28 protein-coding genes and 1 tRNA gene are annotated in these 25,654 nt (G+C 65.1%); 16 read left to right on the forward strand and 13 right to left on the reverse strand.

The window, feature by feature from the left end; translation table 11 throughout:
• Positions 1–82 precede the first annotated feature (82 nt).
• Entirely contained in the window at positions 83–1,477 is a 1,395-nt protein-coding gene (locus J7E80_RS18545) for an MFS transporter (protein ID WP_215053697.1), read from the forward strand.
• Here J7E80_RS18545 and J7E80_RS18550 read toward each other — a convergent pair.
• The gene (locus J7E80_RS18550) at positions 1,474–2,637 is read right to left on the reverse strand and encodes a PLP-dependent aspartate aminotransferase family protein (RefSeq protein ID WP_215053698.1); all 1,164 of its coding nucleotides are present in this window, start codon (positions 2,635–2,637) and stop codon (positions 1,474–1,476) included. The two genes, J7E80_RS18545 and J7E80_RS18550, sit on opposite strands and share 4 nt — an antisense overlap.
• A gap of 133 nt (positions 2,638–2,770) precedes the next feature.
• Between J7E80_RS18550 and J7E80_RS18555 the strand changes: the two genes are divergently transcribed.
• Complete coding sequence (locus J7E80_RS18555) at positions 2,771–3,283, forward strand: Lrp/AsnC family transcriptional regulator (protein ID WP_215053699.1); 513 nt, start codon at positions 2,771–2,773, stop codon at positions 3,281–3,283.
• A gap of 48 nt (positions 3,284–3,331) precedes the next feature.
• On the opposite strand, the gene J7E80_RS18560 is transcribed toward J7E80_RS18555, so the two are convergent.
• The gene (locus J7E80_RS18560; RefSeq protein WP_215053700.1) at positions 3,332–4,570 is read right to left on the reverse strand and encodes an MFS transporter; all 1,239 of its coding nucleotides are present in this window, start codon (positions 4,568–4,570) and stop codon (positions 3,332–3,334) included.
• Positions 4,571–4,742: 172 nt separating this feature from the next.
• On the opposite strand from J7E80_RS18560, the gene J7E80_RS18565 reads away from it, so the two are divergent.
• The 4 genes from J7E80_RS18565 to zapE are packed head-to-tail and all read left to right on the forward strand — an operon-like array spanning position 4,743 to position 7,284.
• Entirely contained in the window at positions 4,743–5,258 is a 516-nt protein-coding gene (locus J7E80_RS18565) for an Lrp/AsnC family transcriptional regulator (protein WP_215053701.1), read from the forward strand.
• Between the two features lie 41 nt (positions 5,259–5,299).
• Complete coding sequence (locus J7E80_RS18570) at positions 5,300–5,725, forward strand: DUF1761 domain-containing protein (RefSeq protein WP_215053702.1); 426 nt, start codon at positions 5,300–5,302, stop codon at positions 5,723–5,725.
• A gap of 25 nt (positions 5,726–5,750) precedes the next feature.
• Positions 5,751–6,746, forward strand: a complete 996-nt coding sequence (corA, locus tag J7E80_RS18575; protein ID WP_215053703.1) for a magnesium/cobalt transporter CorA — start codon at positions 5,751–5,753, stop codon at positions 6,744–6,746.
• A gap of 4 nt (positions 6,747–6,750) precedes the next feature.
• Positions 6,751–7,284 carry an AFG1/ZapE family ATPase gene (gene zapE, locus J7E80_RS18580; protein ID WP_215053704.1) on the forward strand — a complete coding sequence of 178 codons (534 nt, stop codon included), beginning with the start codon at positions 6,751–6,753 and terminating at the stop codon, positions 7,282–7,284.
• 78 nt (positions 7,285–7,362) lie between these two features.
• On the opposite strand, the gene J7E80_RS18585 is transcribed toward zapE, so the two are convergent.
• Positions 7,363–9,351, reverse strand: coding sequence for a glycogen debranching N-terminal domain-containing protein (locus tag J7E80_RS18585; protein ID WP_215053705.1), 1,989 nt, complete (start codon positions 9,349–9,351; stop codon positions 7,363–7,365).
• A gap of 207 nt (positions 9,352–9,558) precedes the next feature.
• On the opposite strand from J7E80_RS18585, the gene J7E80_RS18590 reads away from it, so the two are divergent.
• Positions 9,559–10,632 (forward strand): LacI family DNA-binding transcriptional regulator, encoded by a 1,074-nt coding sequence (locus J7E80_RS18590; protein WP_215053706.1) that lies wholly within the window; start codon positions 9,559–9,561, stop codon positions 10,630–10,632.
• 15 nt (positions 10,633–10,647) lie between these two features.
• Here the strand turns inward: J7E80_RS18590 and J7E80_RS18595 are convergent, their stop codons facing one another.
• Positions 10,648–11,238: a hypothetical protein gene (locus J7E80_RS18595; RefSeq protein ID WP_215053707.1), complete on the reverse strand. Its 591-nt coding sequence runs from the start codon at positions 11,236–11,238 to the stop codon at positions 10,648–10,650.
• Positions 11,239–11,521: 283 nt separating this feature from the next.
• Between J7E80_RS18595 and J7E80_RS18600 the strand changes: the two genes are divergently transcribed.
• Positions 11,522–11,818: a hypothetical protein gene (locus tag J7E80_RS18600; RefSeq protein ID WP_215053708.1), complete on the forward strand. Its 297-nt coding sequence runs from the start codon at positions 11,522–11,524 to the stop codon at positions 11,816–11,818.
• Positions 11,819–11,895: 77 nt separating this feature from the next.
• The gene (locus J7E80_RS18605; RefSeq protein ID WP_215053709.1) at positions 11,896–12,420 is read left to right on the forward strand and encodes a hypothetical protein; all 525 of its coding nucleotides are present in this window, start codon (positions 11,896–11,898) and stop codon (positions 12,418–12,420) included.
• Positions 12,421–12,656: 236 nt separating this feature from the next.
• Here J7E80_RS18605 and J7E80_RS18610 read toward each other — a convergent pair whose 3' ends face one another.
• The gene (locus J7E80_RS18610) at positions 12,657–13,130 is read right to left on the reverse strand and encodes an SRPBCC family protein (protein WP_215053710.1); all 474 of its coding nucleotides are present in this window, start codon (positions 13,128–13,130) and stop codon (positions 12,657–12,659) included.
• A gap of 174 nt (positions 13,131–13,304) precedes the next feature.
• Positions 13,305–14,030, reverse strand: coding sequence for an HNH endonuclease family protein (locus J7E80_RS18615; RefSeq protein WP_215053711.1), 726 nt, complete (start codon positions 14,028–14,030; stop codon positions 13,305–13,307).
• A 456-nt stretch (positions 14,031–14,486) separates the two neighbouring features.
• Between J7E80_RS18615 and J7E80_RS18620 the strand changes: the two genes are divergently transcribed.
• The 4 genes from J7E80_RS18620 to J7E80_RS18635 all read left to right on the forward strand — a co-directional run bounded on the left by J7E80_RS18620 (position 14,487) and on the right by J7E80_RS18635 (position 16,526).
• Positions 14,487–14,912 carry an Hsp20/alpha crystallin family protein gene (locus tag J7E80_RS18620; protein WP_215053712.1) on the forward strand — a complete coding sequence of 142 codons (426 nt, stop codon included), beginning with the start codon at positions 14,487–14,489 and terminating at the stop codon, positions 14,910–14,912.
• Between the two features lie 249 nt (positions 14,913–15,161).
• Positions 15,162–15,497 (forward strand): hypothetical protein, encoded by a 336-nt coding sequence (locus tag J7E80_RS18625; protein ID WP_215053713.1) that lies wholly within the window; start codon positions 15,162–15,164, stop codon positions 15,495–15,497.
• 218 nt (positions 15,498–15,715) lie between these two features.
• Positions 15,716–16,255 carry an NAD(P)H-dependent oxidoreductase gene (locus J7E80_RS18630; RefSeq protein WP_215053714.1) on the forward strand — a complete coding sequence of 180 codons (540 nt, stop codon included), beginning with the start codon at positions 15,716–15,718 and terminating at the stop codon, positions 16,253–16,255.
• A 58-nt stretch (positions 16,256–16,313) separates the two neighbouring features.
• Positions 16,314–16,526 (forward strand): DUF2905 domain-containing protein, encoded by a 213-nt coding sequence (locus J7E80_RS18635; protein ID WP_215053715.1) that lies wholly within the window; start codon positions 16,314–16,316, stop codon positions 16,524–16,526.
• Between the two features lie 88 nt (positions 16,527–16,614).
• Here J7E80_RS18635 and J7E80_RS18640 read toward each other — a convergent pair whose 3' ends face one another.
• Positions 16,615–17,082: an Hsp20/alpha crystallin family protein gene (locus J7E80_RS18640; protein ID WP_215053716.1), complete on the reverse strand. Its 468-nt coding sequence runs from the start codon at positions 17,080–17,082 to the stop codon at positions 16,615–16,617.
• Positions 17,083–17,503: 421 nt separating this feature from the next.
• On the opposite strand from J7E80_RS18640, the gene J7E80_RS18645 reads away from it, so the two are divergent.
• Positions 17,504–18,703 (forward strand): pyridoxal phosphate-dependent aminotransferase, encoded by a 1,200-nt coding sequence (locus J7E80_RS18645; RefSeq protein ID WP_215053717.1) that lies wholly within the window; start codon positions 17,504–17,506, stop codon positions 18,701–18,703.
• Positions 18,700–19,659, forward strand: coding sequence for a D-glycerate dehydrogenase (locus J7E80_RS18650; protein ID WP_215053718.1), 960 nt, complete (start codon positions 18,700–18,702; stop codon positions 19,657–19,659). Before J7E80_RS18645 ends, J7E80_RS18650 begins: the two co-directional genes overlap by 4 nt.
• Before the next feature lie 259 nt (positions 19,660–19,918).
• On the opposite strand, the gene J7E80_RS18655 is transcribed toward J7E80_RS18650, so the two are convergent.
• From J7E80_RS18655 to galU, 6 genes are all read right to left on the reverse strand, one after another.
• Entirely contained in the window at positions 19,919–20,956 is a 1,038-nt protein-coding gene (locus J7E80_RS18655) for a hypothetical protein (protein ID WP_215053719.1), read from the reverse strand.
• 376 nt (positions 20,957–21,332) lie between these two features.
• A tRNA-Ala gene (locus J7E80_RS18660) sits at positions 21,333–21,405 on the reverse strand.
• Positions 21,406–21,450: 45 nt separating this feature from the next.
• Positions 21,451–22,251 carry an SDR family oxidoreductase gene (locus J7E80_RS18665; protein ID WP_215053720.1) on the reverse strand — a complete coding sequence of 267 codons (801 nt, stop codon included), beginning with the start codon at positions 22,249–22,251 and terminating at the stop codon, positions 21,451–21,453.
• 33 nt (positions 22,252–22,284) lie between these two features.
• Positions 22,285–23,265 (reverse strand): hypothetical protein, encoded by a 981-nt coding sequence (locus J7E80_RS18670; protein WP_215053721.1) that lies wholly within the window; start codon positions 23,263–23,265, stop codon positions 22,285–22,287.
• A gap of 111 nt (positions 23,266–23,376) precedes the next feature.
• The gene (locus J7E80_RS18675; protein WP_215053722.1) at positions 23,377–23,997 is read right to left on the reverse strand and encodes a GNAT family N-acetyltransferase; all 621 of its coding nucleotides are present in this window, start codon (positions 23,995–23,997) and stop codon (positions 23,377–23,379) included.
• Positions 23,998–24,003: 6 nt separating this feature from the next.
• Positions 24,004–24,909 (reverse strand): UTP--glucose-1-phosphate uridylyltransferase GalU, encoded by a 906-nt coding sequence (galU, locus tag J7E80_RS18680; RefSeq protein ID WP_215053723.1) that lies wholly within the window; start codon positions 24,907–24,909, stop codon positions 24,004–24,006.
• An 88-nt stretch (positions 24,910–24,997) separates the two neighbouring features.
• Here galU and J7E80_RS18685 point away from each other — a divergent pair, with 88 nt between their 5' ends.
• Complete coding sequence (locus J7E80_RS18685) at positions 24,998–25,609, forward strand: 5-formyltetrahydrofolate cyclo-ligase (protein WP_215053724.1); 612 nt, start codon at positions 24,998–25,000, stop codon at positions 25,607–25,609.
• Positions 25,610–25,654: the final 45 nt, after the last annotated feature.

The raw sequence follows: 25,654 nt of genomic DNA on the forward strand, positions 1-25,654 counted from the left end.
CGCTCCAACTCATCCGTTCCTGCATCATTGCGAGCTGAATCATGCATTGGATGCTTGATCAGCGTAAACCTAGGCTGGAGGAATGCCAACGCCAGCCCTTCCCGCCCCCGGCGATCAGCCCGGCCCCGTGTCCGGGGATGCTACCGGCGGACGGCCTGAAAACCAGCCCGAAAACCAGCCCGGAGAGCAGGCCGGATGGGAGGGCCACCCGAAGGGGTCGGCCGCCTACGGCAAGATCTTGGCAGGCCTTTCCTTCGCGGGCGTGGCAACGTTCGCGCAGCTCTATTCCACCCAGGCCGTGCTGCCCCTCATGTCCCGGGAGCTGAGTGTCACGGCGGCCGAGGCCGCCCTCACCATTTCGCTGGCCACCGTCGGACTGGCGGTCACCGTTATTCCGTGGTCGTTCCTGGCCGACCGGATCGGGCGCGTCCGGGCTATGGCCTGGGGTATTTCCGGCGCCACCGCGCTGGGCCTGATGGTTCCGCTGGCCACCTCGTTCCCTTTACTGCTGGCGCTCAGGATGCTGGAAGGCATGGCCCTCGGCGGCATTCCGGCGATTGCCATCGCCTACCTGAACGAGGAAGTCAACAAGGCCCATGCCGCGATGGCTGCCGGCAGCTACGTGGCCGGAACCACCCTGGGCGGTCTGGCCGGACGGCTGGTGGCGGGGCCCGTGGGCGAGCTGTGGGGCTGGCGTGCCGCCGCCCTCGCCGTCTCCGTTCTCGCCACGATTGCGGCCGTGTTGTTCCTGGTGCTCGTTCCGAAGGCTCGGGGCTTCAGGCCGTCTCCGGCCAAGGGTCTCCGCGGTGCAGTCCGGACGCTGGGCGGGCATCTACGCAATGCGCGCCTGCTGGCACTGTACGTCCAGGCCTTCATGCTGATGGGCGGCTTTGTGGCCGTGTACAACTATCTCGGATTCAGGCTCTCGGGAGAACCCTTCACCCTGCCGGCCACCGTGATCAGCCTGATCTTCCTCGCCTACCTGTCCGGGACCGTGACCTCGCGTTGGGCGGGCGGCCTGACAGAGCGCTTTGGCCGGCGCACGGTGCTGCTTGCGGGCATCCTGCTGATGACCGCCGGCCTGGCCCTCACCCTCACCCAGGTGCTCGTGCTGATCCTGGCCGGGCTGCTGGTTTTCACCGGAGGGTTCTTCGCCGCCCACAGCATCGGAGCAGGCTGGACCGGATCCATCGCCGTCTCCGGCAGGGCGCAGGCCGCATCGCTGTACAACCTCGCCTACTACCTGGGGTCCAGCGTTATCGGCTGGGCAGGGGGTCTGGTGTTCCAGTCGCTGGGCTGGACAGCGCTGGCCGTCACCGTGATCGTGCTGGGGTGCACGACGGCGGTGATCACCGCCGTCGTGCACCCCGCCGCAGCGGACGTCCCCGGCCGCTGCCTCCCAAAGGCAACCGGCAAGCGCAGCCCGGGTGAACGGCACAGCGCGGCGGGACGGGAGAACCCTGCGCCCGGAGGTTAGCGCGTCCCCTCGATGGCCTGGACGAGGTCTCCAAGAATGTCCGCGGCGTCTTCCAGCCCTACTGAGACCCTGAGGAGGCTGGCATGCGGCTTGGCCTCCGCAGCCACCGGGCGGTGGGTGAGGCCGGCAGGGTGCTGGATCAGGGTGTCGACTCCGCCGAGGGACACCGCATGCGTGATCATCCGGACGGCGGCCGGGACGCGCTCAGCATGTTCTGCGCTGGGCAGTTCAAAAGCGATCAGGGAACCCGGCCCGGCCATCTGGGTGCCCACGAGCCCGTGCGGATCGCATTCGGGAAGGCCCGGGTACCGGACCGTCCGCACGAGTTCATGTCCGGCCAGCCCGGCGGCCACCTTGTGGGCGGTGGACTGCTGGGCCCGGACCCGTACGGGAAGGGTGGCAAGTCCGCGGTGGAGGAGGTAGGCAGGCAAGGGCGTGAGGATGCCGCCGGTGATGGCCCGTACCTGCCGGAGACGGCCGGTCCACTCCGGCGAGGCCGCCACCACTCCGCCCATCGCGTCGCCGTGGCCGCCTATGAACTTGGTGGCACTGTGCAGCACGAGGGCGGCGCCGTGGTCCAGGGGCCGCTGCAGCACCGGGGTGGCAAAAGTGTTGTCCACGAGGACGGGAACGCCGTCCGCCGCCGCCACGAGACTGGCGATGTCCACGAGCTCCAGGCTGGGGTTGGCGGGGGTTTCCACGACCACCAGTCCCGTGTCCGGCCGGAGTGCGGCGTGGACGCCATCTGGTGCGGTGAAGGTCACCTCGGTTCCCAGCACACCCGACGCGAGCACGTGGTCGCTGCCGCCATAGAGCGGCCGGACCGCCACCACGTGCTTCTTGCCGCCGGCCACCGCCGCGAGCAGCACGGCGCTCAGGGCCGCCATGCCTGTGGCGAAGGCCACCGCTTCGGGCGCACCTTCCAGCACCGCCACACCGGCCTCGAACCGCGCCACGGTGGGGTTCCACAGCCTTTGGTAGACGGTGCTTTGCCCCTCGAGGCGGGCGCCGCCGGTGGCCATCTGCTCGTATGCGAGGCCGCCATCCTCCACGGAGGGCAGGGGCGCCGTGGTTGAAAGGTCGATGGGCAGCGCGTGGACGCCCTGGCCGGTGAGCCCGTCGTGGCCGGCATGCACTGCCAGCGAGTCGAGAGAAAGCATGATGCTCCTTGTGAATTATTCGCCATTGAACGCCGCAAGTATCTGGCAAATATTCGGAGATTGACACCCGGCATGAATGGAATGGCCGGAAAGTCACGACTAAGATGAACTGAGAACACCCCTAGGAGGATCAGTGAGCACCAATGCGAAGAATATTCGGCCGGGCTCGGGACTCGCCGAGCCGCTGGATGCTATCGACGAGCGGCTCTTGGCGGCGTTGGTGGACGATGCGCGAATCTCGAACAAGCAGCTTGCCGAACTCGTGGGCATCGCCCCTTCCACCGCGCTGATGCGCACCCGCGCACTTTCCGAGCGCGGGATCATCCAGGGTTTTGAGGCCAAACTGAGCCTGTCGGCGATCGGACGCTCGGTCCAGGCCCTGATCGCCGTCCGCCTCCGCGCGCATGACCGCGAACAGATCGACCGCTTTACCTCCCGGGTTCCCAAGCTGCCCGCCGTGCTGTCCACGTTCCATACGTCCGGCTCGGTGGACTACCTGCTGCACATCGCCGTGGCCACCACCGAGGACCTCCGGGACTGGGTCCTGGACAACCTCGCCACCGACCCTGTGGTGGGCCACACCGAAACCACGCTGGTGTTTGAACACATGCCGGGCAACCACGGGCCGTTGCCGGAGCAGGAATAGCGGAGCCACGATTAGCTGCAGCCCCGCTGAGGGCCGGGGACATCCGCTTCAGGCGGCCCGGAGGGACCGGCGCAACGTGACGGCGGCGAGAGCCACGGCGGAGGCTCCACAGAGCACGACGAATCCGGCGACTGCCCCCTCAAGCCCGTAGGCCGCCGTCGCGATCCCCAGCCCGATCATCGGGACCGCACTGCCCAGGTAGGTGATCACGTAGACCGTGCTGATGATCTGGGCGTGCCGGGAAGCTTCCACCTTGCCGGCCACGTCGTTGAAGACAGTGCGGAAGGCGATGCCCTGGCCGACGCCGGCGGCCAGGCTGGCGCAGACCAGCAGCCAGGGGTTGCTCCACCCGGCAGCTGCGCCGATGAGCGTCACGGACCCGCCGAGCAGCGCCAGCCCCGCCGGCACGGCAAAGCGGCTCCGGACACTGAGCAGCTGGCTCAGGGCTGAGGCAGCAAGCGTGAGTCCGGACAGCACCCCGATGAGCGGCCTGGAATCAATGCTGAGAATCCGCGCGAAGTAGCCGGGCGCCAGTGAGAGGCAGAAGCCAAAGACCGTGAAGCTGAGAAACCCGACGGCGGCTGCCAGCCAGAACGCGCCGCGCGCCTCATGCGATATCGAAGGGCGGCGGGGCGCCAGGGCCTTGAGCGGCCGCGGGCCCTCACCCGGCTTGATGGCGGGACGGGCGCGGAGCAGGCACAGCGGCAGCAGGAGGGCCATCAGGATCAGGGAGTGGATGACGTAGGGCGTGGAAGTTGGCCCCGGCAGGAGTGAGAGGACTCCCCCGATGGCCGGACCGGCCGCAACCCCGCCGGCGGAGGCCAGCAGCGTGAAGCGTGAGGCCCATTCAGGCCGCTCCGGCAGGAGTTCCCGCAGGGCCGCCGAACTGGCTCCGGTGGCCAGGGCCACGGCGATTCCCTGGAGCGCGCGCCCTGCCGAGAGTGCCGCCAGGCTGTCCGCCTGGGCAAAGACGAAGCCGCCCGCCAGCCCTGTCAGCACGGCCACAAGCAGCGCCGCGCGACGGCCGATGTGGTCCGACCAGTGTCCTGTCAGCATGAGCGTGGCCACCAGCGCCAGGACGTAGGCGGAAAAGGCCACGGTGATGTCTAGGGAATTCAGCCCTAACTTCGCCTGCAGCAGCGGGTAGAGCGGCGTCGCCAGATTCGCCCCCACCAGGAGCGTGAAGATTACTGCCCCTGCCATGGCCAGCCGGGCGGTATTGGATGCGTCCCATCCCCACCGGCTGGCGCCGGCCGGCCGCATTCTAAGTTCATTGAAGACGGTCATGCCCGTGCCCTTGCCTGTTTCCCGCGGCTTCGGCTCCTTGTGGGGGCTTCGACCGCGGATGAGAAATTGATATCTACAGAATGCGCCAGGAGTGCTCATGACAGCTGATTTTCGTGGAAAAATCGAGCAAAACCATCAATTTTTATCTGTAAATGTGACTCGGAGTGATGATGTGAACAATTTGGATCCCACCGATTTGAGGATTCTGCTGGAGCTGGTGCGTGACCCGCGGATCCAGATCGGCGAACTCAGCGACAGGCTTGGCATTGCGCGGAACACCGCGCAATCACGCGTGCGCCGGATGCTTCGCTCCGGCATCCTCCATGACGGCGGCCGGGAAATCGACCTTGAGGCGGTGGGGTACGACGTCGTCGCTTTCGTGACGATCGAGGTGACCCACCGCGAACTCGACGGAGTTGTGGGCGCCTTGCGCCTGCTGCCCCAGGTCCTCGAGGTGCACGAGATCTCGGGGCGGGGCGACGTCTGGTGCCGGGTGGTGGCCACCGATACACACAATCTGCAGGCCGCGCTGCGCTCGATCCTCCGGATTAGGGGTGTCATCCGGACGGAAACCGTGCTGGCGCTCCACACGCATATCCCCTACCGGACCGAACCGCTGATCAGCCGCCTGGTCCAGGGAACGTCAGTCCAGAGGGCGTCAGTCCAGGGATCACGGCCGGCGGGCTAGCCACGCGGCCCTTGTCCGCCCTTGGGGAATAGGATTCAAAGATGGATTGGCTCTCTTATATTTCTCAGATCAACTGGTTTGCCGTGCTGCTGGCCTTCCTAGCCAGCATGGCCATCGGCTTCGTCTGGTACCTTCCCGCAGTGCTGGGCAACAAGTGGATGGCGGCGATCGGCAAGACGGAAGAGGATCTGAAAAACGCCCGGGGCGGTGCCGGCATCTGGGCGCCGATGATAGTCGCCGCCGCGCTGACCGCTGTCCTGCTCGCTGTGCTGATCGGGAAGCTGGGGCTGGACAACGCCCTTGCGGGCGGAATGTTTGCCCTGGTGTTGGCTGTTGTGTTCCGCGCGGGCGGCCACGTGATCCACAACGGCTTTGCGGGACGCCAGGCGGCCGTGACCCTGATCGACGCCGGCCACGATGTGCTCGCCATGACTGCCGCCGGTGTCATCATCGGCGCGATGTCCTGAGCGGCACGCGAGGGACACGCCTACCGTGACCATAATCGATAACGCCGTCTACGTTGACGGAGTGCGCAGCGCCGAGCCGCAAAGCCTTGAGCAGACCTTTGAGACGCTATCAGCTCACGGCGGCATGGCCTGGATCGGGCTCTACCGCCCCACCGAACCGGAAATGGCGGCCGTCGCCGCCGAATTCGGCCTTCACGAGCTGGCGGTCGAGGACGCCATTTCGGCCCACCAGCGTCCGAAGCTGGAGCGCTATGGCGACAACCTTTTCACAGTGCTGCGGCCCGCCCGGTACCTGGACGACACGGAAACCGTGGAGTTCGGCGAGCTTCACATCTTTACGGGCAGGAATTTTGTCGTGACCGTGCGGCACGCGGAGATGTCCGGGGTCGGGCAGGTCCGGCGGCGTCTGGAGGCGCGGCCTGATCTCCTCCGCCACGGCCCGGAAGCCGTGCTGTACGCGCTCCTGGACAGGGTGGTGGACGATTACGCGCCGGTGGTGGCCGGGCTGGAAAACGACATCGACGAAATCGAGGACCAGCTGTTCTCCGGCGACTCGACGGTGTCCCGGCGCATCTATGAACTGGCCCGTGAGGTCATTCAGTTCCAGCGTGCCATTCACCCGTTGCCCGGGATGATGCAGCAACTGAAGCGCGGATTCGAAAAGTACGTCGTGGACACCGACCTGCAGCACAGCCTTCGGGACGTGGAGGACCACGTGGAGCGGGTGATATCCCGCGCGAATTCCTTCCGGGACCTGCTGCAGAACGCCCTGACGCTGGACGGCACGCTGACCGCCAACCGGCAGAACGAGGCGAGCGCGGAGCAGAACGAGCAGGTCAAGAAGATCTCGGGCTGGGCGGCGATCTTCTTCGCCCCGTCCTTGGTAGCTGGTGTCTACGGGATGAATTTCGACCATATGCCGGAGCTGCACTGGGCCTTTGGGTATCCCCTGTCGATAGGGCTGATGGCGGGCGCCGCGGGCCTCATGTACGCCATCTTCAAGCGGAAGGGCTGGCTGTAGAGACATGTCCGGTTTCAGCCGCGGGCTCATCGTCACGCCGGGAACGGAGCGGCAGTTGGGCGCCTATGGCCTCTTCCGGCCTGCGCCGTCACAGCACCAGGTGCTCGCGCTCCCTTCACGGGTCCTTCCGGTCAAGAGCGCCGATCCCGACATTCTCTGGGTCAGCTTTGCCGAACTGTGCGGCAGCCCGCTGGAGCTTGCGGACTACCGGCAGCTTGCCGGCAGGTTCCCTGCCTGGGTGATCGACGGCGTGCCGTCCCCCGCCCTGGAATCCGCCTCCGGCTCCGCTTCCGCCGACGCCTGGCACCGCTTCCTTGACATGCTGGACCTGCTTCACGACCGGGACATCCCGCTCTTCCTCATCGGTCGCGGCCCCCTTGACTGGGAGTCCGCCGGCCGGGAGTCGGCCGGTAGCCGGCCAGCTGATTCGCCATCGCGGCCCGGCGCGCCCCTGGCCAGAATTGCGAAAAGACTCGCCATGCTGCGCCGGATCGAATCCGACGAGCAGCTGGAAGACGAACAAACGGCCGGCTGTTAGACGTACTCCGCCCGGCAGGTCTGGCAGAGTAGCGCCCGCCGGCGGGCGATCCCGGCGGCGGCAAGTTACCCGCAGCGGTTAGGGAATGCTGGAAGCCAACGGCTGGTCGTGGCTGCCGGTTTCCAGGTCCTGCAGCCTGTGGCCGAGGGCTGCGGCGATCACGACAGAGCTGGCCGATGCCCAGGCCTGCGGGCGGCAACTGGCGGGGAAAGGCACCGGTGTCCGCATGGCATCCGAGCCGTGGCCGCCGAAAAGCTCCGGCAGCCGCCATTCATTGGCCTCCGCGACGTCAAGCAGCCCGGCGGCCAGCTGTGCCGCCTCACCGGGGAAGCCGTCCGCCAGCATGCCGTTGATGATCAGCGCGGTGTCATGGCTCCAGACAGCTCCCGCATGGTACCGGGTGGGCCAGTATCCGCCATTGGTGGTGGACAGGGTGCGCACGCCGTAACCGGAGAACATCGTCGGATCCATGATCCGCCGGACGACGATCTCCTTCTCCTCCTGGTTCAGGATGCCGGTACCAAGCAGATGGCCCATATTGGACGTCACGCCGTCGACCGCTTTCTTGTCCGCGTCGAGCGCCAGGGCAGGGTAGGGACCGAGTTCATCCTCACACCAGAAGCGGGCACGGAACCGTTCCGCCATGCCGGCGGCGTAGTCGCGCCACTCCTGGGCGCCGGGCTGGCTGAAGGCATCCAGCAACTCAGCCCCGACCATTGCCGCCTCGTAGGCGTAGGCCTGGACCTCAGCCAGGGCGATGGGCCCGGAGGCCAGGGAGCCGTCGTGCCACCGGATGGCGTCGCCGGAATCCTTCCAGCCCTGGTTGACGAGGCCCTGCCCGGATGCGTCGAGGTATTCCAGGAACCCGTCCCCGTCCAGGTCGCCGTGGTCCCGGAGCCACTCCAGGGCATCCTGGAGGTTGGGAAGCAGTTCTTCAACCTCCGCATCGGGCATGCCGGCCTTCCAGGCATCGTGCAGGAGGCAGATCCAGAGCGGAGTGGCATCGATGGTGCCGTAGTAGACAGGCGGGAGCCGCAGCGCCTGGCCTGTTTCGGCCACGGTCAGGACCGTCCGCCGGACTTCGTGCAGTATCTTCCCGGGCTGGACCGCCGTCGTGTGGTCCGTTTCGGTTCCCTGCCGTCCGGCGAGGGCGCGCAGAGTGCCTCCGGCGATGGCCGTGGTGACCGGCAGCAGCATGCGCGCGGCAATGATGGAGTCCCGGCCGAACATGGTGAAGAACCATGGGGCGCCGGCGGCAAGGAAGGTGTCATGGGGGTGCGAGGAATGGGCCAGCCGAAGGCTGTTAAGGTCACTGACCGACCGCTGCAGGAGGTTGTTGAGCCTGGGATCGGCGGAGACGGGCGCAATGATGGGCGAGCCGTCACCGGAAAGCATCGGCGAGTCCGCATCCGTCAGGTCCACGGCCCATTCCAGTTCGACGACGGCTCCGGGCTGGACCTCCACTGCCCAGTCGATGGTCACGGTGCTCCCTGCGAACCCGACGGCGGCCGGCGCGGTCCCGTCGCTTGAGCCGGTGGTGAGCAGCAGGGCAGTGTCGTCGTCACGCCAGGACCACGAGTTGGCCGCCGGTTCGACGGGGCGGCTGGACCTTTCCCCCTGCTTGATCTGCTCCATGGTGGTGTTGTCAGCCGTCAGCGTGAGCCGGACATTCAGCGCGACGGGCCGGCGGAACGCAGACTCAATTCTCAGCGTCTCTGCCACCCGGCCGGTGCAGCCGGTGAGGGATTCGGTATCTTCGCCCGGCCGGATCCTGCCCGATTCGGCGGTGCGGGTCCTGACCAGGGAAAGCAGCGGGTCCGCCACCTCAGCCTCGGCACGCACAAAGTAGATGTAATCCGTCTCCTTGGACGAGTGCAGCTGGGTTGATACCCACTCAGGCTCCCTGCCGTCAACGGAGAGGACAGCGCTGTTCAGCACACGGTCGTCGCCGCAATAGATCCCCTGGGCACCTGCCCTGCGGATCTGCCCATGGGCATCCGACCATGCCTGGATAGGGGCGCTGAAGACACCGGAAAGGTTGTGCAGGTATGGCTGCTCAGACGCCATGAAAAACTCCTGAAATTCAAGATGTTGGGAGATCGGAGGAATGCTACGGAGAGGCTGCGCAACTCGGACAGGGCATATTTGATCGATCAAATTATCGCCTAAAAATCCTCTCACACGTTACTGTGAGATGGAAAAAGACGGCGTTCCAGCCGCACAACTGCCCTGCCTGCGGCCACCTGCCTCATCAGGAAGATCCAAGGAGAATTCGTGGCCCGGCCCACCCTCGCAAGTCTGGCCACCGAACTCGGCGTGTCGAGGCAGACCATCTCCAACGCGCTTAATGCCCCGGACCGGGTCAGGCCGGCCACGCTGAAACGCGTCCTTGATGCCATCGAAGCTGCCGGCTACCGGCCCTCCGCAGCTGCACGCCAGCTGCGGACCCGGCGGTCCATGAATCTGGGCATGAGACTGCTGCCCGCCACGGACGGCATCAACGGATCCATCCTCGACCGCTTCCTGCATGCCCTGACGGAATCCGCGCAGGCGGCCGGCTACCGCCTGACACTGTTCTGCGCCGATACGGACGACGACGAAGTCCGCCAGTACGAGCAGTTGCTCCACGTTGCCGGCCTCGACGGTTTCGTCCTTACCTCCAGCAGGCGCGACGATGTCCGCACACGTTGGCTCCAGGAGCATGGAACCCCCTTTGCCATTTTCGGGCGTCCCTGGGGCGAGCTCCAGCGGGACGGCTCCGCCAGGCATCCATGGGTGGATATTGACGGGGCCGCGGGCACCGCGGAAGCCGTCACACACCTTGTCAGGCAGGGTCACAGCCGTATCGGTTTCCTGGGCTGGCACGACGGCGGCCCGGTGGGAGACGATCGCCGGGCCGGTTGGGAGCATGCCATGCGGGCCTCGGGCCTGAGCGAGCACATTTCCCGGCTCCGCATCTCCACGCCCGACACCATCGCAGGGGGCGTCTCCGGCGGCCGGAAACTCATCGAGCGAGACGCCACGGCTATTGTCTGCGCGAGCGACTCGCTTGCCATCGGTGCGCTGGAAAGCCTCCGCGAGCTGCGACCGCGACTTTTCCTCCCCGGGCAGCCCGCCGGTCCCGGCCTAAGGGCCGCCGTCGTGGGATTCGACGACACCCCTGTGGCAGCGGCCCTGGGGCTCTCCAGTGTGGCCCAGCCGGTGGAGGATGCCGCCCGCCACATTGTGCGCCTGCTGACCTACGAACTTGCCGGTTATCCCGCTGCCGGCACCATGCCGGATGAGAGTCTGCTGCTGACTCCGCACGTGGTGGAAAGGGTCCCACTGCCGCTGGCACCGCCCGCGTGAAAGCTGCGCGCCAGACTACTCGAGGATGTTCTTCTTGACGAACACCAAATAGTCTCCGGATGCTTCTTCGAATCCGAAATCCTGCCAGTAGTCCTTCAGGGTCGATGTGGCCTTCTCATACTCAGGCGAACCTTCGGCCGGGCCGCCCTGAACGTCTGCCGGCGCCGCGCGGGCCACGACGAGGTCCACCGACCGGCCAACTGTTTCGATGATGGCGTTCAGGACGATGTAGCCGATTCTGCCGCCTCGGTATTCGGGAAGGATCTCCAGGGACGAGACGATCATCAGGTCACCGCCGTCCTCAAGATTTTCGGTGACCAGATCGGGACGCTCCGCTGTCAGCATCTCGGCGGCGTCGGCCAACTCACGGTCAGGCTCGCCCCTGGCGAGAAGGAGGTTGATTTTTCCGGCATTCGGAACGACCTCAACGACGGCGTTTCCGACCGGCACTTCCTCCCCGCCCTGGCCGTCCGCCTTGAAGACAGTGCCGCTGATCGTTACCTCCCAGCGCATCGGGTAGCCCCGTGGATAATGCTCAAGTCCAGGTGTGCCGCGGTACCGAAGCCTGTACTCGAAGGTCAGCTGTTCCGGGTCGATCACCGTCATGACGCCGTCCTTGTGTCGTCAGCTCCTGCGCTTACACGGGCAGTCTATTCCGGGCTCGGCTGTTCAGGAATGGTGCCCGGGAGTGGCGCCCCCTCGTGGGTCGTAAAGCCGCCTGGAAACTGCCCATTGCCGACTTCCGCCCTCCACTGGTAGATTGCCGAATTTCATCAATTCATCAACTTACCCGCTGGTAAGGGTTATGCCTGCCGAGCGGACCCGTTAGCCTGTCGAGAGAGGCCCGGGGGAAGGGTCCCCCGGCTGAAGGCTATAGAGGACCAGCTAAATGCCAAGCACTGTGACTTTTTCGGTGACAACCATGCCCAGAAACGGCTCAGAGGACACTTTCCGCCATGCCGTCCTGAATTTGCGGACGGATGAACTGGAGGACTGCTTCCTGTCCGTGTTCCACGTCGGCGACACTTACGCCCTACTCAGCGGTGAAGCCATCCCGGGCGCCCATACGGCCACCAACGATGCGCTCCGGGCGTACCTGATCCGCCGGCTCGCGGGGAACTGCAGCGGCCTGGACTTCGATGTGAAGATTGACCAGGCGTCAGAATGCGCCCGCTCCCGTTCGTGAACTCCCGTTCGTGATCGCGACAGCGTTGTCAAGACCCGAGTTCTCAATACCGGCGCTGTCAAGACCAAGGAGAAGACATGAATAAGCAACTGGGCGTTGGCCTCTCCGCCTTGGCGTTGGCGGCGGCACTGGCGGGCTGCGGCGGGAACCCGGGGACCACGAGCCCGACAACAGGAACGCCTCCCACGTCTGCGACCGCACCTGCGCCGGGCGTTTCCACCACTCCGGCAGCCGACGTCGAGCTTCGAACAGCTACTTCCGCCGCTGGCCCGATCGTGGTGGACTCAGACGGGAAGAGCATCTATTTCTTCACCAAGGACGTCAAGGATTCGGGAACCAGTGCCTGCAAGGATGCGTGCGCCGCTGCATGGCCGGCAGTGACCACCACGTCCGATTCACCTGCTGCGGAAGGGATCACCGGCACCGTCGGCACCATTAGCACCGCGGCCGGCAAAAAGCAGATCACCATCAATGGCATGCCGGTTTACTACTACGCCAAGGACGGCGGCGCCGGGGACATCCTTGGCCAGGGGGTCAACGATTCCTGGTACCTGGTCAGTCCAACCGGCGAGATGCTGAAGTCCGCGCCCGGCGGGTACTAAGGTCGGGCAGCACGGCCTGGACTAAAGGCAGGCCAGGGATTTAAAGAGCGGGCTTTCGAGGTTAGGGCCGCGGCTGGTTAGCGCTGCCCGCCGGATCCTATGTCTGTCCTCCGAGAAGTCCTGTGTCCGCCCTCCGAGGAGCCGGCTGTCCTGGCCGGACGGCCCGCCAGCGGGTGCTCCGCTGACGGGCCGCCTTGGCCCATTCGACTTTCTTCTCAATTCAGCAGACAAGGTTCCTAGATCTGTCCGGTCGGGCCGGTGTCCTTGACGTCACCGCGCCAGGCGCCTGTTTCGGTGCCCCGGGATTCGATGAAGTCCTTGAACTTGCGCATGTCCGCTTTAACCTGCATTTCGTCGATCTTCAGGGCGGCACCTGCTTTCTCGGTGACTGTTTCCGGCGCCCACTCGAAATGGACCTTGACCTTGGTGTGATTCGCATCCAGCGGTGTGAACCTGATGATGCCGGCGTGCGACTTGCCGTCGGTGCTGCGCCAAGCGATCCGGTCGTCGGGCTCCTGGTCAACTATTTCCGTATCGAATTCCCGCTGAACGCCACCGACCTTGGTAACCCAGTGGTTGGTGGTGTCAGTCACTTGGGTTACGGATTCCACGCCGGACATGAACTGCGGAAAGGATTCGAACTGGGTCCACTGGTTGTACGCTGTGTGCACTGGAACGGCGACATCAACGGTCTCTTCAACGGTTTCCATCTGCTTCCTCCTGTCATGACGGACGGCCCGCAGCAGCGGACCGGCAGCGGGCACCGTTCTGCGGGACCCGGCAACCCGCCACACTTGAACGGTAAGTCGGCTGACTTTCCATGTCCAGACCTGTTTCATACTTGCCGCCGGTGGTCCTGGGCGGGCAGGGAACGGCGGCTGCGGCTACTTGCAGGTGGTTAAGATGCTGGCAATCGCGTCGCGTTCAGCCTGGGTGACCCATAGCTGGTACTTGGCTTTCACGGCAGTCTGGCGGGCGACATATTCGCACCGAAAGGCCTTGTTGCTCGGGAGCCAAGTGGCGGCGTCCTTATCGCCCTTGGAACCGTTTGCGGGACCGTCGGCCGCCATTAGGTTCAGCGGGTCGTTGGCGAGTTGCGTGCGCTGTTCGGGGCTGATCCGCTGGGCGCCTTTCTGCCAGGCGTCGCTAAGGGCAACGATGTGGTCGATCTGTACCGCTGAGCTGGTCTTGTTGCCGCGGACGAACTTGATGGTTGTGCCGGTGTACTTGTCGGAGAGTATGCCCGTGGCCACCACGCAGTTCTTCGTCCCTGGCTTGAACGTCTCGCCGGTCAGGTCGCGGGCGAGGATGTCGTTGCGGGTATCGCAGCCGTTGTGATCTAGATCGGCCCAGGCAGGTCCGAATTTTTCGCGGGTGTAGCCGGTTTTCGGAGCCCGCCCCTTTACCGGGAGGGTTGCCAGCTGGGTCATGGCATTAGAGGCCTCGCCAGCCGTCAAGCCTGAACCCGGCGCCACGGCTGCCTTGGATGGGGGTGCCCCCGCCTGGGCGGCAGCATCGCATCCGGCGAGGGCGCCGGAGAGCAGCAGCGCAGTCAGTACGGTCAAGGTTTTGGTGGCGGCGGAGCGTGTGATGGTCGTGCCCTTCTTCATGTATGCGGCGGCTCCGCTCACGCTACACTCGACGCCCGAACAAGGACTGTAGGCGGAGCGATGGTGTCGACCACCTTCTGCGCAGATGCGTAGCCAACCGTGAAGAAAGACAGGTATCCATCACTCGTGCAGGGCGTGCTCACGGAGTGTTGACTGTAAGAAGGGCGGCAGTCTGTTGAAGCCCTTGCGGTAGCTCAGGTCGCCGGCGTCAGTCAGGTTTCCGGACGTGCTCGTCCGGAGGGAGGCCGGGCCGGCGACGTGGGTCGCGGCTGAGACAGGGCACCCCAACCGCCGCCGCCCCGCTTGGCCATGGTGAGCCGGGGGATCAGACCCTGTTTCTCCGCGCATTCGGGAAAAATTTTCCGCTAATCCTCTTGTCAGCTGTTGGTGCCGGTGCTATTTAAATCTATGTCAGCGGATATAGATCCGGTCACTTGATGATCAAGGAGGTATGTCATGTTGATGATGAGCGATCCTTTCCGCCAGCTCGACCGGCTGACCCAGCAGGTGCTGGGAACGACCGCTCATCCGGCCGCGATGGCCTTGGATGCCTGGCGTGAAGGCAATGAATTCGTAGTGGCGGTTGATCTGCCCGGCGTGGAGGTCGACTCGATCGATGTGGATGTTGAGCAGAACGTTCTGACCCTCCGTGCCGAGCGAAAGGACGCCGTCGGTGAAGGGGTTGAACTGATTGCTTCGGAGCGGCCCCGCGGTGTCTTTAGCCGACAGCTGATCCTGGGCGAAGCACTGGACACAGAGAACGTGAAGGCCGGCTATGACGGCGGCGTCCTAACGCTTCGCATCCCGGTGGCGGAGAAGGCGCAGCCCCGGAAGATCGAAATCACTTCCGGAACTGGCGCACAGCACCAGATCAACGCCTAAAGGACCGGGAGGGATGCCGAAGCCGAGGCTGCATATCGGGCGGTTGGCTTTCATCAAGAACGCCACTGCGTCTTTAGCGCACAAGCAGCATCAGGGCAAAGGCATCCCTCCCCCACGAGCGGTCTCCGGTCCCCGCGGCCCGGGGACCGCTTCATGCCCGACCGCGGAACACAATCCATCATGACCAGACGGACCAGCACACCATCGCCTGCTGATTCCGCCGGGCACCGTGGTCCTGAGGCGACGCGAATGGAGGTAGAGACAATGGCAATCCAGTACATGGACGACGGTTTCGCCCCCCACATGGATCGGGGATTCGCATCGGCAAAGACGCGTCTTGAGCCAAACAGGCTGGGCTGGGACCAAGACGGAGAGACAGAGGCCCATTCCCGAGCACTGGTGGAACATGTTCTGGCCCTCGAACCGGAGCGCGTTCCAGCCGTAACGGCCGAACTTTTCGCCGAGGCGATAGCCGTGGCGAATGCCGTCCGACAAGCTCAAGGAAGAGGACCTGTTACGTCTTTCCGGGCCCGTGACTATTGGGAAATCCTGAAGGACCTGATCGACAGCGTTCTGGAGCAGTAGCCACCCCGTTCATCGTTGTGATGCCGGGCGAATCGGCGGGGCGAATCGGCGGGGCGAATCGTCCCCGCTGGCGGGAATAACGCCGTTTCCTCGGTGGTGGCACCAGCAGCTAAGGCACGGCCAGAGGCCCGCTGTCCTGCCGACCCGCCCACGCTGCGGCGTAACGTGGTCTGAAAGCCGATGCAAAGGGAGTGGTTTGCGTGGTGACGATTGCTGTGATGGTTGGCAGTACCCGGCCGGGCCGCCGGAGCAAGCAGGTGGCGGACTGGGTGTTGGCCAGGGCAACCTCCAGAGGAGGTGCCGACTTCGAAATACTGGATCTGGCCGACTACAACCTGCCGCTGTTGGATGAGCCGATGCCTCCCTCCCTCGGAAACTATCAGAACGAGCACACCAAGGTCTGGGCTCAGACAATCTCGCGGTTCGACGGTTTTGTCTTTGTGACGGCTGAATACAACCACTCCGTGCCGGGGGTCTTGAAGAACGCCCTGGATTTCCTCTACGCGGAATGGAACAACAAAGCCGCTGGTTTCGTCTCCTATGGGAGCGCCGGCGGAGTGCGCGCCGTCGAAGCCCTGCGCCTGATCGCCGGCGAACTGCAGATGGCCGACGTCCGGGCCCAAGTGGCATTGCCCTTTGCCACGGACTTCGAGAACTTCACCACCTTCAGACCCAGCGAAACCGCGGAAGAGGCCCTAGTGCCGCTCCTGGACCAGCTCATCTCCTGGGCAACGGCGCTGAAAACCCTCCGGACCTGATCTGCTGGCCGAGGCGATTTCGGCTGTCCGAATCGCAAATTTGTAAAGGGGGCTTGGGATGGGCCGGGACTTCGGTCCGCTGCTCGTTGCTGTCGGGCTGCTGGTCGTCCTGGTGGGCGTATTGGCATGGAATGACTGGCTGTCGTGGTTCGGCAATCTCCCAGGGGATGTCCGGATCGACCGGGGGAATGCGCGGGTTTACATCCCTTGGGTCTCCATGATCGTGGTGTCGGTTGCAGTCAGCATCGTGATCGCGCTGTTCCGCCGTTGACCCTCGTCTGGCATTTGCCGGCCCTTAGGGCGGGACGGCGCATATCCGCCCGCCCTCTGGGCTTCACCGGTCCATTGGGATGGTTCGCCTACATCTGCCCTGCCGATGTCGCTTCTCCCATACTGGTGCCTGTTGCCCGACCTGCCGCCCCGCGTGTGATGGGTATCTTCCGGGAAGCCGCCGCGGCCTCGTCGGGAACGGGAATCCGGACCTCAAGGACTCCGTCATTATAGGAGGCCCGAATGTCGTTCTCGTCGACAGGACCGGGCAGGGTTATCGCGCGGGAGAAGGTACCGTACTTGAACTCCGAACGGTATCCCCGCTTATCCTTATGCTCGGATTTTTCCTGGTGGCGGACATCGATCTGCAGTTCGTTTCCGACCAGAGTGATGTCGACGTCCTGTTCAGGGTCGATGCCGGGGACTTCCGCTCTGACGACCATTGTTCCTTCCTCGCGGTATTCCTCCACCCGAAGCCAGGACCCCAGGTCCCCTTCAAGGAAACGCCGCAACGGCTCGGTAATGTCAGAACCTGCCCGGCGGATGATGCTGTTCATCGTTGCCACCTCCCTGGGTACTGCCCGTTCGCCCGGCAGCCAAGGCAACCGGGGCCCGGGGCTGGATTTCCAGCACCAATAAAATACGTCTGCCCGGCGCTGATGTTAAGCGTCCGGCACGCGGATCTTCTGCTAGGGCCAGAAGTCTCTCGTTAGGCGGCCAACCTCGGGTAAAAGAGCTCTTCCGCCAGCCCGACCCTGCAGAAGCTGGACCACCAACTGCCTTCGCCAAGGCGCTCTACAGCGATGACGTGCTGGGGTGCGTCGGTTTCCTCGCCACGGTCGCCGGTGTTCCGATTCAGCGACCCTGTTTCCTTGAAAATTATTCCGCATATCATCTTGCGATCTTTGATATATTAGTCCTATACTAGAGCGGAATCTGCAGAGGATCGATCGTCAACTCGATGAGGAGTAGAACAGCATGCAGCAACTCGCGCACCGGCTCGAACGCCTAGGCACCGAAACCGCCTTCAGCGTCGCCCAAGCCGCAGCCGCCTGGAAGGCGAAGGGGAACCGCGTGTACCCCTTCCACCTCGGCGACATCAACATCCCGACGGCCCCACATATCGTCGAGGCGATGAACCGGGCAATCGCCGACGGCTACACGGGATACTGCCCCGGCCCCGGCATCCCGCAACTGCGTGAAGCCCTCGCCGACGACCTCGGCTCGCGCCGCGGAATCGAGTTCTCCCCCGACAATGTGGTCGTGATGCCCGGCGGCAAGCCCGTCATCACGAAGTTCCTGCAGGCGGTCATGAACCCCGGCCAGGAAGTGCTCTACCCCAACCCCGGCTTCCCGATCTATGAATCCCAGATCGAGTACCTCGGCGGCACGGCCGTGCCGTACCGCTATCTGCCCACGAGCACGGGATTCGCGATCGACCTCGAGCAGATCCGCGCGTCGATCACCCCGAACACGGTCGCAATTATCTACAACGACCTGCAGAACCCCATCTCAGCCGAGTCGACCGCGGCCGAGCGTGAGGCCATCGCACAGCTCGCGATGGAACACGACCTCTGGGTACTCTCCGACGAGGCCTACTTCGAGACCCGCTATGAGGGGGTCTCGAGCTCGATCGCATCGCTTCCCGGCATGGCCGAGCGTACCGTCATCCTCTACACGTTCAGCAAGAAGTTCGCCATGACCGGCTCACGCCTCGGCTGCGCCGTCGCCCCGCGCGAGATCGCCCAGGTGCTCAGCACGCTTAACACCAATGATGAGTCCTGCACGACGCACTACGTGCAGTGGGCCGGCATCGAAGCGCTCCGCGGCCCCCAGGAATCTGTGCAGCAGATGCTTGAGATCCTGCAGAAGCGTCGGGACACCGCATGCGAGCTCGTGAATTCCATCCCCGGCATGCACGTCGCCGTCCCGCAGTCGACCTTCTACCTGTTCCCCGACGTCACCGAGGCCATGGAGCGCATGGGTTACTCGGCAGTCGGCGACTTCGCCACTGATGCCTTGTACAAGACTGGCGTCTCCTTCTGCACGCGCGAGCACTTCGGCCGACGCCTGCCCGGCGAGGAACGGCAGTACATCCGGCTCGCCTACTCGGGCATCGAGGTGCCCGACATCCGCGACGGCCTCGGACGCCTGCGCGAGTGGATCGAGACGGCATGAGCCGGGTCGTCGTCACGGGGCGTATCCCCGATGCCGCAATCGAGAAGCTCCGCGCCGAGCACGAGGTCGATGCCTGGCAGGGTCCGGAGTCGATTGGCCGCGAGGAGCTCCTGCGCCGCGTGGCCGGCGCCGATGCCATCGTGAGCCTGCTCACCGAGCGCATCGACGCCGAGCTGCTCGACGCCGCCGGCCCGCAGCTCAAAGCCGTGGCGAACGTCGCCGTCGGCTATGACAACATCGACGTGCCGGCCTGCACCGGACGGGGTATTGTCGCCACCAACACACCCGGCGTGCTCACCGAGGCGACCGCCGACATCGCGTTCGGGCTCATCCTCATGGCGACCCGCCGGCTCGGTGAGGGCGAACGGCTCATCCGCGCTGGCCAGGCGTGGAAGTGGGGCATGTTCTTCCTGCTCGGCAGCAGCCTACAGGGCAAGACCCTCGGCGTCGTCGGCATGGGCGGCATCGGCCAGGCGACAGCTCGCCGGGCAAAGGCCTTCGGCATGGACATCGTCTACCAGTCACGCAGTGAGATCGACCCCGCGATCGCAGCGGAACTGGGCGCCCGGCGGGTCGATCTCGACGAGTTGCTGACTGTTTCCGACGTCGTTTCGCTGCACTGCCCGTACGGAGCCGCCACGCACCATCTGATCGGCGCCGAGCAGCTCGCAGCGATGAAGAGCTCGACATACCTCGTCAACACCGCACGTGGACCGATCGTCGACGAAGCGGCGCTGGCCGCCGCGCTGCGCGACGGCGTCATCGCGGGTGCCGGGCTGGACGTCTTCGAGCACGAACCCCAGGTCCATCCCGAGTTGCTGGATCTGGAGAATGTAACACTCGTGCCGCACCTCGGCTCGGCCACCGTAGAGACGCGCACCGCCATGGCGGTTCTCGCCGCCGACAACGCGCTCGCCGTGCTCCGCGGTGAGCGGCCGCCCACACCGATCGACTAGCGGCGACGGGCGCGCACCGGAAACGCGACGCCACGGCCGAACGACACCACCAACGCAGGAACGAGTACGAGCTCCGTCCCCGAAGGATGAGCTCGTACTCGTTCATGTTCTTCACGCAGCCTCGGGACTGGCTCTGACGGCGCCCTTACCATGGCCGCGACGGCCGCAGTTGCTCGCTGGATGCTGCGGTCAAACTGCGCCATGACCCCTCGCCTCAGTGCCCGGCACGCTCGGGCCCTCTAACGTGCGAGCCAGGGCATCAGATCCAGCCGTCTGGGACGCCCGGCACGCCACCTTCCCTGTGCACCGCGATCATCTGCGCGGCGCTCATCCCCCTCAGGTATCCCTCGGCGGCCTGCGCGGCAGTGATCCCCGCGTCTGCTAGCCTCATCAGGTCGTGCTCGTTCAGCGGGGCTGACAGCCCTGCCGCCCCCGAGGCCCCTGCCAGAACCTCCGCGCCGAAAAGGATCAGGCGCCGCTCGAAGTCGAGACGGCGCCTCTCGCTGTGGGCGATACGCGAGAGGCCGTTGGCAAGCCTCATGGTGCGGGCATCCCGGGGAATCCGCGCGGCCAGGTCAGCACCGTGCCGGACGGCGAGCCGGTAGACCCCTTCCTTGACCTCGTTCGGGGTCTCCCTGCCGATCCTGAATCGCTCAATCCAGCCGCTGATGTCCTCGGCTCGGACCGGCTGATCCGCGTCCGACTTCAGGCTGGCCAGCAGCCCACTGAGGGTACCCTCGTTGTCCTCGGCCTCGAGGAACCGCGAGATACCGATCTGGAGGATATCTCGCAGGTCGATCCTGCGCTCCTGCACGGCAACCCACACCGTCTGGTTCCGCCGAAGCTTGCCGAGCAGGTCCTCACCCAGCTTCTCCCCGAAGCCCTCGGCGTCGTCGTAGAACGACACGGGGGCGTGCTGGAAGCGGTCGAGCACTTCCGAAGGCATCGCCGCCCAGCGGAGCGCCGCCTCCGCGACATCGTGGTTGTCCTCGACGAGGTCGTCAAGCCGTTGCTCTTCGAGGAACGCAACGGCCTCATCTGCCGTCGTTATCCCCGCATCGAGCAGGGCCACGGCGGTCTCCGGGGACGCCACGGAGAGGACCTCGCAGAAGTTGTATGGCGTGGCGGCGAACTCGAACTCGGCCTTGCGCCCCCCGCGGATGCTGCGCTTGGCGAGGGCGTCCAGCAGGCTGTTGCTGCTCGGCAGGTCGCGGGCGTACGTCTCCACGACGCGGCGGTGCACGTCGTAGGACGGAGCGTCCGGGAACCTCCGCCCCGGAACGGGATCGCTGTCCATACGTCCGAGCCTAGACCTTTCCCACGTCGTCGGCCGGTCCTCCGGACGGGAACCCCAGGGACGGGCTTGAACGTAGCTCGAGGGCCGGTGGCTGCACTCGGAAGCTTCCCGGATTAAGCGGCGGTCTTCCTGAGGTGTCGGCTAAACCGACAGCTGATGGCACTGCCGACCCGGGTGGTCTAGTGCTGCTGAAACGTCAAGGTTCTCTCCTGCTGCAGGCCGCGGCCAGGCTTCCGTTCCCATGAACAAGGAACACGGTTGGCACGACCCCACCCGGACTACCAGCCCAGAGAAAGAAAAACACCCCGGTCCGAAGACCGGGGTGTTACCGATGACCCGACCCATCCGTGAGGGATGTCTCGGCTCACCACATTCGTGGAGCTAAGGGGATTCGAACCCCTGACCTCTTCGATGCGAACGAAGCGCTCTACCAACTGAGCTATAACCCCGGGGACGCTGCCTCTATGAGGAACGGCAACGCCGGTTTCCTTAGGCTACAAATTTTCCCGTCTCTTTTCCAGCCAGCCCTCGAATGTCTCCCGGCCGTAGGGCTCACCGGGAGCCAGGTTCCTGCCTTCGCGCAGGAATCTTCCCATGGGGCCGGGCAGCGGCAGCCCGATAACCAGTCCCCGTGCCCCGGTGACCCGCTTCCACGTCTGCGCCATGGCCTTCATGTCCTTGACTTCCGGTCCGCCGATCGTCCTCAGCCTGTGCCGCTCCCCCGTTGGCGCCTCAAGTGCCGCTTCAAGCAGCGCAGCTGCCACTTCGCCCGGCGAGATCGTTTGGAACCGTGCGCCCCGAATCGTCGGAACGAGTCCGACCCGGGACCCGGCCGCGAATAGCCGTGCCACGAGACTGTGAAACTGCGTGGCGCGCACCGTCACGGTTTCCAGCTCCGAGCGTGAATACACACGTTCCTTTTCCGCCTTCGACCGGTAGAAACCGTAAGCCGTCTGGTCGCAATTGACGATGGAAAGGAGCACGGCCCTCACAACCCCGGCTTCCAGTGCTGCGGACAACAGAAGCTCGCCACCGGTGGCGAACAGTTTGAGCGCTTCCCCGGTCTGCCCCTCCAGGCAGTCAATAACGACGTCGGCTCCCGCCAGCGCTTCCGGTACCCCTTCCCCGGTGGTGACGTCGCCGCGGAAGTAAGTGGCGCCGTCGATCTTGGCGGCCTCGCCCGCCGGCGGCGGGTTCCGGCTGAGGACGGCGACGGCGTGCCCTTGGTCTAGGGCCCGTCCCACCACTTCGCGGCCAACCTGGCCGGTGCCGCCGGCAACGCAGATGCGGCTCATGCTCCGAGGCTACACACGGCGGCCTGAGCCAGGCTACGCGCGGCGGCGCTGCAGGACATCGTCCAGGTTGCTCAGCGCGCTCTGTGCCTTCGTCTGAGGCCGGGCCTGCCCGGCATTCGGCGAGGCGACAGCGGGCGCAGCAGCGCTGCCCTGCTTCAGGGACGGTTTGCCTGCGGCCTTCGGGGCCTCCGGCAGGTCGAGTGGTTCAGGGGCGGGGCGTTCAGCCTTGGCGGCCTCAACGTACGTGGGCTTCGGAACCTCGACCGGCTCCCAGCTGGTGGTCTCGTCCGTCCCCGGGGCGGCAGCTTCCTGCGCCTTGGCAGCCTGCCCGCTGTGGTCGCCGGCTGCGAGGGCAACCGCCAGGGCGGCCTCGCGGAGTTCGACGGCGGTCAGGGGCCTGGGCTTTGCGGCTGCGGCTTCCGCATCGAAGAGTGTGCTTTCGCGGAGCACCGTCTCTTCTGCGGCCGGGGCGGCATCCGGCGCGGCGTGGTGCCGTGGGGCGGGTGCGCCCATCGCAGCGGCGAAGGCGGCCTTCATCTTCCTGCGGCGATCGCGCACAGCAAGCCGGCGGAGAAGAACGACGGCGGCAAGGCCGGCCAGGAACGATCCCGCCGGAAGCCAGCCGCTTCCCAGCCCAAAGATCTGCAGAATTCCCGAGACCAGGGCTGTGGCAATGAACAGGAGTCCGGCCAGGGCGATGGCAACACGTCCATATCGGATCCGGAAGGCGCCTCCGTTCCTGACGGCAGGCTTGCGGCTGGGCTGGCCCGGCGTGAAGCCTGCTGCGGATTCGCTGCTCTTCCTGATGTCCATGGGATTCTCCTGCTGGGCGGTCATATAAAGGACCGCTCCGGCTTGCGGGTTTGCAGTTTCGTGGTCAACGGTCTCAAGCATCAGATCGCCGGCGGCCTGAAACTGATGCCGGCCGCTTCGGAGGACGTAAGGGGCGACCCACACAATCCAGAGCGCAACAGCAACCACAAGGATGACTGAGCTGCTAAGGGGGAAGTCCACACACAAAACCGTATGAGGAATTGCCGACCTCTTGTGGCATTCATCTCGGTGTGTCGCTTCCGGGCTCTCAAATGATTGGACTTAAGTCGAAGACGCCGCCCGTGGATCCCATCATGCAGGCCTCGTGCGCAGCCATCGGTTGAGAAGACCTTCGGGAACTTCCTCTGACGTCAGGGCAAAGGACCGGTGGTCCGCCCACTCCCCGTTGATGTGCAGGAACCGCGGCCTGTAGCCCTCGTCGCGGAAGCCGAGCTTCTCCACCACGCGCAAACTCGGTCCGTTTTCAGGGCGGATGTTGATTTCCATGCGGTGCAGCCCCAGTGTCCTGAAGCAATGGTCCGTGACCATGGCAACCGCCGTGGGAGCAATCCCCTGCCCCGCCCGCGCCTCATCAACCCAATAACCCAGGGTCGCCATCATGGCAGAACCCCACACAATCGAGGACACCGTCAACTGCCCGACGATGACAGGATCGCGGAATCCCGGCGTCCGGGCCGTGATGACGAACGGCAGAGCTGTTCCCTGGGCCGCTTGCGTGTTCAGGGAACGCACCATCTGCCGGTAGCCAGGAAGGGCCCCGCCCGGCGCCGGGTTGGACGCCTCCCACGGTGCCAGCCACTCGCTGTTGCGCGAACGGACCTCAGTCCATTCCCTGCGGTCGCGGTACCTGATAGGGCGCAGGATGATGTCCCCGCACTCCAGAGTGACCGGCCAGATGTGGCTGACCCGCATGGGACGTTACTTTGTCAGGCCGGCGGTGAACTCGGACAGCCACTGGCGCAAGCCGGGGCCCATGTCATCGCTGTCAATGGCAAGCTGGACGCAGGCCTTGAGGTAGCTGAGCTTGTCCCCGGTGTCGTAGCGGCGGCCGCGGAAAACAACGCCGAAGACGCCCCCGCCTTCACCGTCCCTGCTCGCCAGTTCCTGCAGGGCATCCGTCAGCTGGATCTCACCGCCGCGGCCGGGTCCCGTCTTCTCCAGCACATCGAAGACATCAGGGTGCAGCACGTAGCGTCCGATGACGGCAAGGTTGGAGGGCGCCTCGTCAGCGTCCGGCTTTTCCACGAGTTCGTTGATGCGGACGAAGCCTTCGCCATCAATCTCGGAAATGTCAGCGCAGCCGTAGGCGCTGATCTGGGACGGTTCCACCTCAATGAGGGCCACCACGGAGCCACCGGTCTTGGCCTGCACTTCGATCATGGTGCTCAGGAGGTCATCGCGGGCATCGATCAGGTCATCGCCGAGGAGCACCGCAAACGGCTCATAGCCAACATGCTGGCGCGCGCGCAGCACGGCGTGGCCGAGGCCTTTCGGGTCGCCCTGGCGCACGTAGTGGATGTCGCCCAGGTTGCTCGCAGCCTGGATGGACTCCAGCTTGACGGTGTCACCCTTTGCTTCCAGCGTTGCTTCGAGCGCCGGAACCCGGTCAAAGTGGTCCTCGAGTGCGCGCTTGTTGCGGCCGGTGATCATCAGCACGTCGCTCAGGCCAACCTTGACGGCTTCCTCAACCACGTACTGGATCGCTGGCTTATCCACCACCGGCAGCATTTCCTTGGGCATGGCCTTGGTGGCAGGCAGGAACCTGGTGCCGAGTCCCGCTACGGGGATGACGGCCTTGCGGACTGAACGGTTAGTGGAAGTCACTCGTCTAATGTATCGGAGGGAACATTCATACAGTAAATGCTTCCGGCAGCGGCCCGGCCGGATTCCGAGCAACAGAGGATGAGGCACCATGCCACCAGAGACCCTGCCGACAAAGGATGAGATCCGCTCCAGGCATCGGAGAAGCCGGACAGCGATGCAGCCCGAAGCGCTCTCAGCGGCGGCGGCCGGCATTGCCTTTCATGGGCTGGACTGGGCCGGCAGCGTCGCCGACAGCAGACCTGCGACGTTCACGGCTTATCTGGGAGTGGCGTTTGAACCGCCCACCCTTCCCTTGATTTCGGCGCTCCACGAGGCCGGCCACAAGGTACTGCTGCCGGTCTGCGAGCCGGACCGTGCACTGAGCTGGGTCTTCTGGGATCCTGCCGCCGAGTTTGTCCGCAGCAAATATGCGCCCATTCAGGAACCCGCAGGAGAGCGCCATGGCCTGGAAGCCCTCCGGGACGTCGCGGGGATGTTCCTGCCTGCAACGGCCGTCGATATGAGCGGAAACAGAGTCGGCCAGGGCGGCGGGTACTACGACAAGTTCCTGGCCGCCGCAGAGGCCAGCGGACTGCACGCGCCCAAGGCAGCGGTCATTTACGATTCCGAACTCCTGCCCGCAGCGACCATTCCCGTTGAAAGCTTTGACCGTCCCGTAGATGCTGTCCTCACGCCCTCCGGCCTGGTCCTACTGACGTGATGGCCGCCGCGGCGAGGTGATAGAATTGGCACTCAGGCCCTGCGA

The organism is Arthrobacter sp. ISL-28 (genome assembly GCF_018613875.1).
In the GTDB taxonomy this organism is placed as follows: domain Bacteria; phylum Actinomycetota; class Actinomycetes; order Actinomycetales; family Micrococcaceae; genus Arthrobacter.

Coding starts and splice junctions, on each gene's coding strand:
- J7E80_RS18545 (WP_215053697.1), top strand. CDS start 83: ATGCCAACGCCAGCCCTTCCCGCCCCCGGCGATCAGCCCGGCCCCGTG.
- J7E80_RS18550 (WP_215053698.1), bottom strand. CDS start 2,637: ATGCTTTCTCTCGACTCGCTGGCAGTGCATGCCGGCCACGACGGGCTC.
- J7E80_RS18560 (WP_215053700.1), bottom strand. CDS start 4,570: ATGACCGTCTTCAATGAACTTAGAATGCGGCCGGCCGGCGCCAGCCGG.
- J7E80_RS18570 (WP_215053702.1), top strand. CDS start 5,300: ATGGATTGGCTCTCTTATATTTCTCAGATCAACTGGTTTGCCGTGCTG.
- zapE (WP_215053704.1), top strand. CDS start 6,751: ATGTCCGGTTTCAGCCGCGGGCTCATCGTCACGCCGGGAACGGAGCGG.
- J7E80_RS18585 (WP_215053705.1), bottom strand. CDS start 9,351: ATGGCGTCTGAGCAGCCATACCTGCACAACCTTTCCGGTGTCTTCAGC.
- J7E80_RS18595 (WP_215053707.1), bottom strand. CDS start 11,238: ATGACGGTGATCGACCCGGAACAGCTGACCTTCGAGTACAGGCTTCGG.
- J7E80_RS18600 (WP_215053708.1), top strand. CDS start 11,522: ATGCCAAGCACTGTGACTTTTTCGGTGACAACCATGCCCAGAAACGGC.
- J7E80_RS18605 (WP_215053709.1), top strand. CDS start 11,896: ATGAATAAGCAACTGGGCGTTGGCCTCTCCGCCTTGGCGTTGGCGGCG.
- J7E80_RS18610 (WP_215053710.1), bottom strand. CDS start 13,130: ATGGAAACCGTTGAAGAGACCGTTGATGTCGCCGTTCCAGTGCACACA.
- J7E80_RS18615 (WP_215053711.1), bottom strand. CDS start 14,030: ATGAAGAAGGGCACGACCATCACACGCTCCGCCGCCACCAAAACCTTG.
- J7E80_RS18620 (WP_215053712.1), top strand. CDS start 14,487: ATGTTGATGATGAGCGATCCTTTCCGCCAGCTCGACCGGCTGACCCAG.
- J7E80_RS18625 (WP_215053713.1), top strand. CDS start 15,162: ATGGAGGTAGAGACAATGGCAATCCAGTACATGGACGACGGTTTCGCC.
- J7E80_RS18630 (WP_215053714.1), top strand. CDS start 15,716: ATGGTTGGCAGTACCCGGCCGGGCCGCCGGAGCAAGCAGGTGGCGGAC.
- J7E80_RS18635 (WP_215053715.1), top strand. CDS start 16,314: ATGGGCCGGGACTTCGGTCCGCTGCTCGTTGCTGTCGGGCTGCTGGTC.
- J7E80_RS18640 (WP_215053716.1), bottom strand. CDS start 17,082: ATGAACAGCATCATCCGCCGGGCAGGTTCTGACATTACCGAGCCGTTG.
- J7E80_RS18645 (WP_215053717.1), top strand. CDS start 17,504: ATGCAGCAACTCGCGCACCGGCTCGAACGCCTAGGCACCGAAACCGCC.
- J7E80_RS18650 (WP_215053718.1), top strand. CDS start 18,700: ATGAGCCGGGTCGTCGTCACGGGGCGTATCCCCGATGCCGCAATCGAG.
- J7E80_RS18655 (WP_215053719.1), bottom strand. CDS start 20,956: ATGGACAGCGATCCCGTTCCGGGGCGGAGGTTCCCGGACGCTCCGTCC.
- J7E80_RS18665 (WP_215053720.1), bottom strand. CDS start 22,251: ATGAGCCGCATCTGCGTTGCCGGCGGCACCGGCCAGGTTGGCCGCGAA.
- J7E80_RS18675 (WP_215053722.1), bottom strand. CDS start 23,997: ATGCGGGTCAGCCACATCTGGCCGGTCACTCTGGAGTGCGGGGACATC.
- J7E80_RS18685 (WP_215053724.1), top strand. CDS start 24,998: ATGCCACCAGAGACCCTGCCGACAAAGGATGAGATCCGCTCCAGGCAT.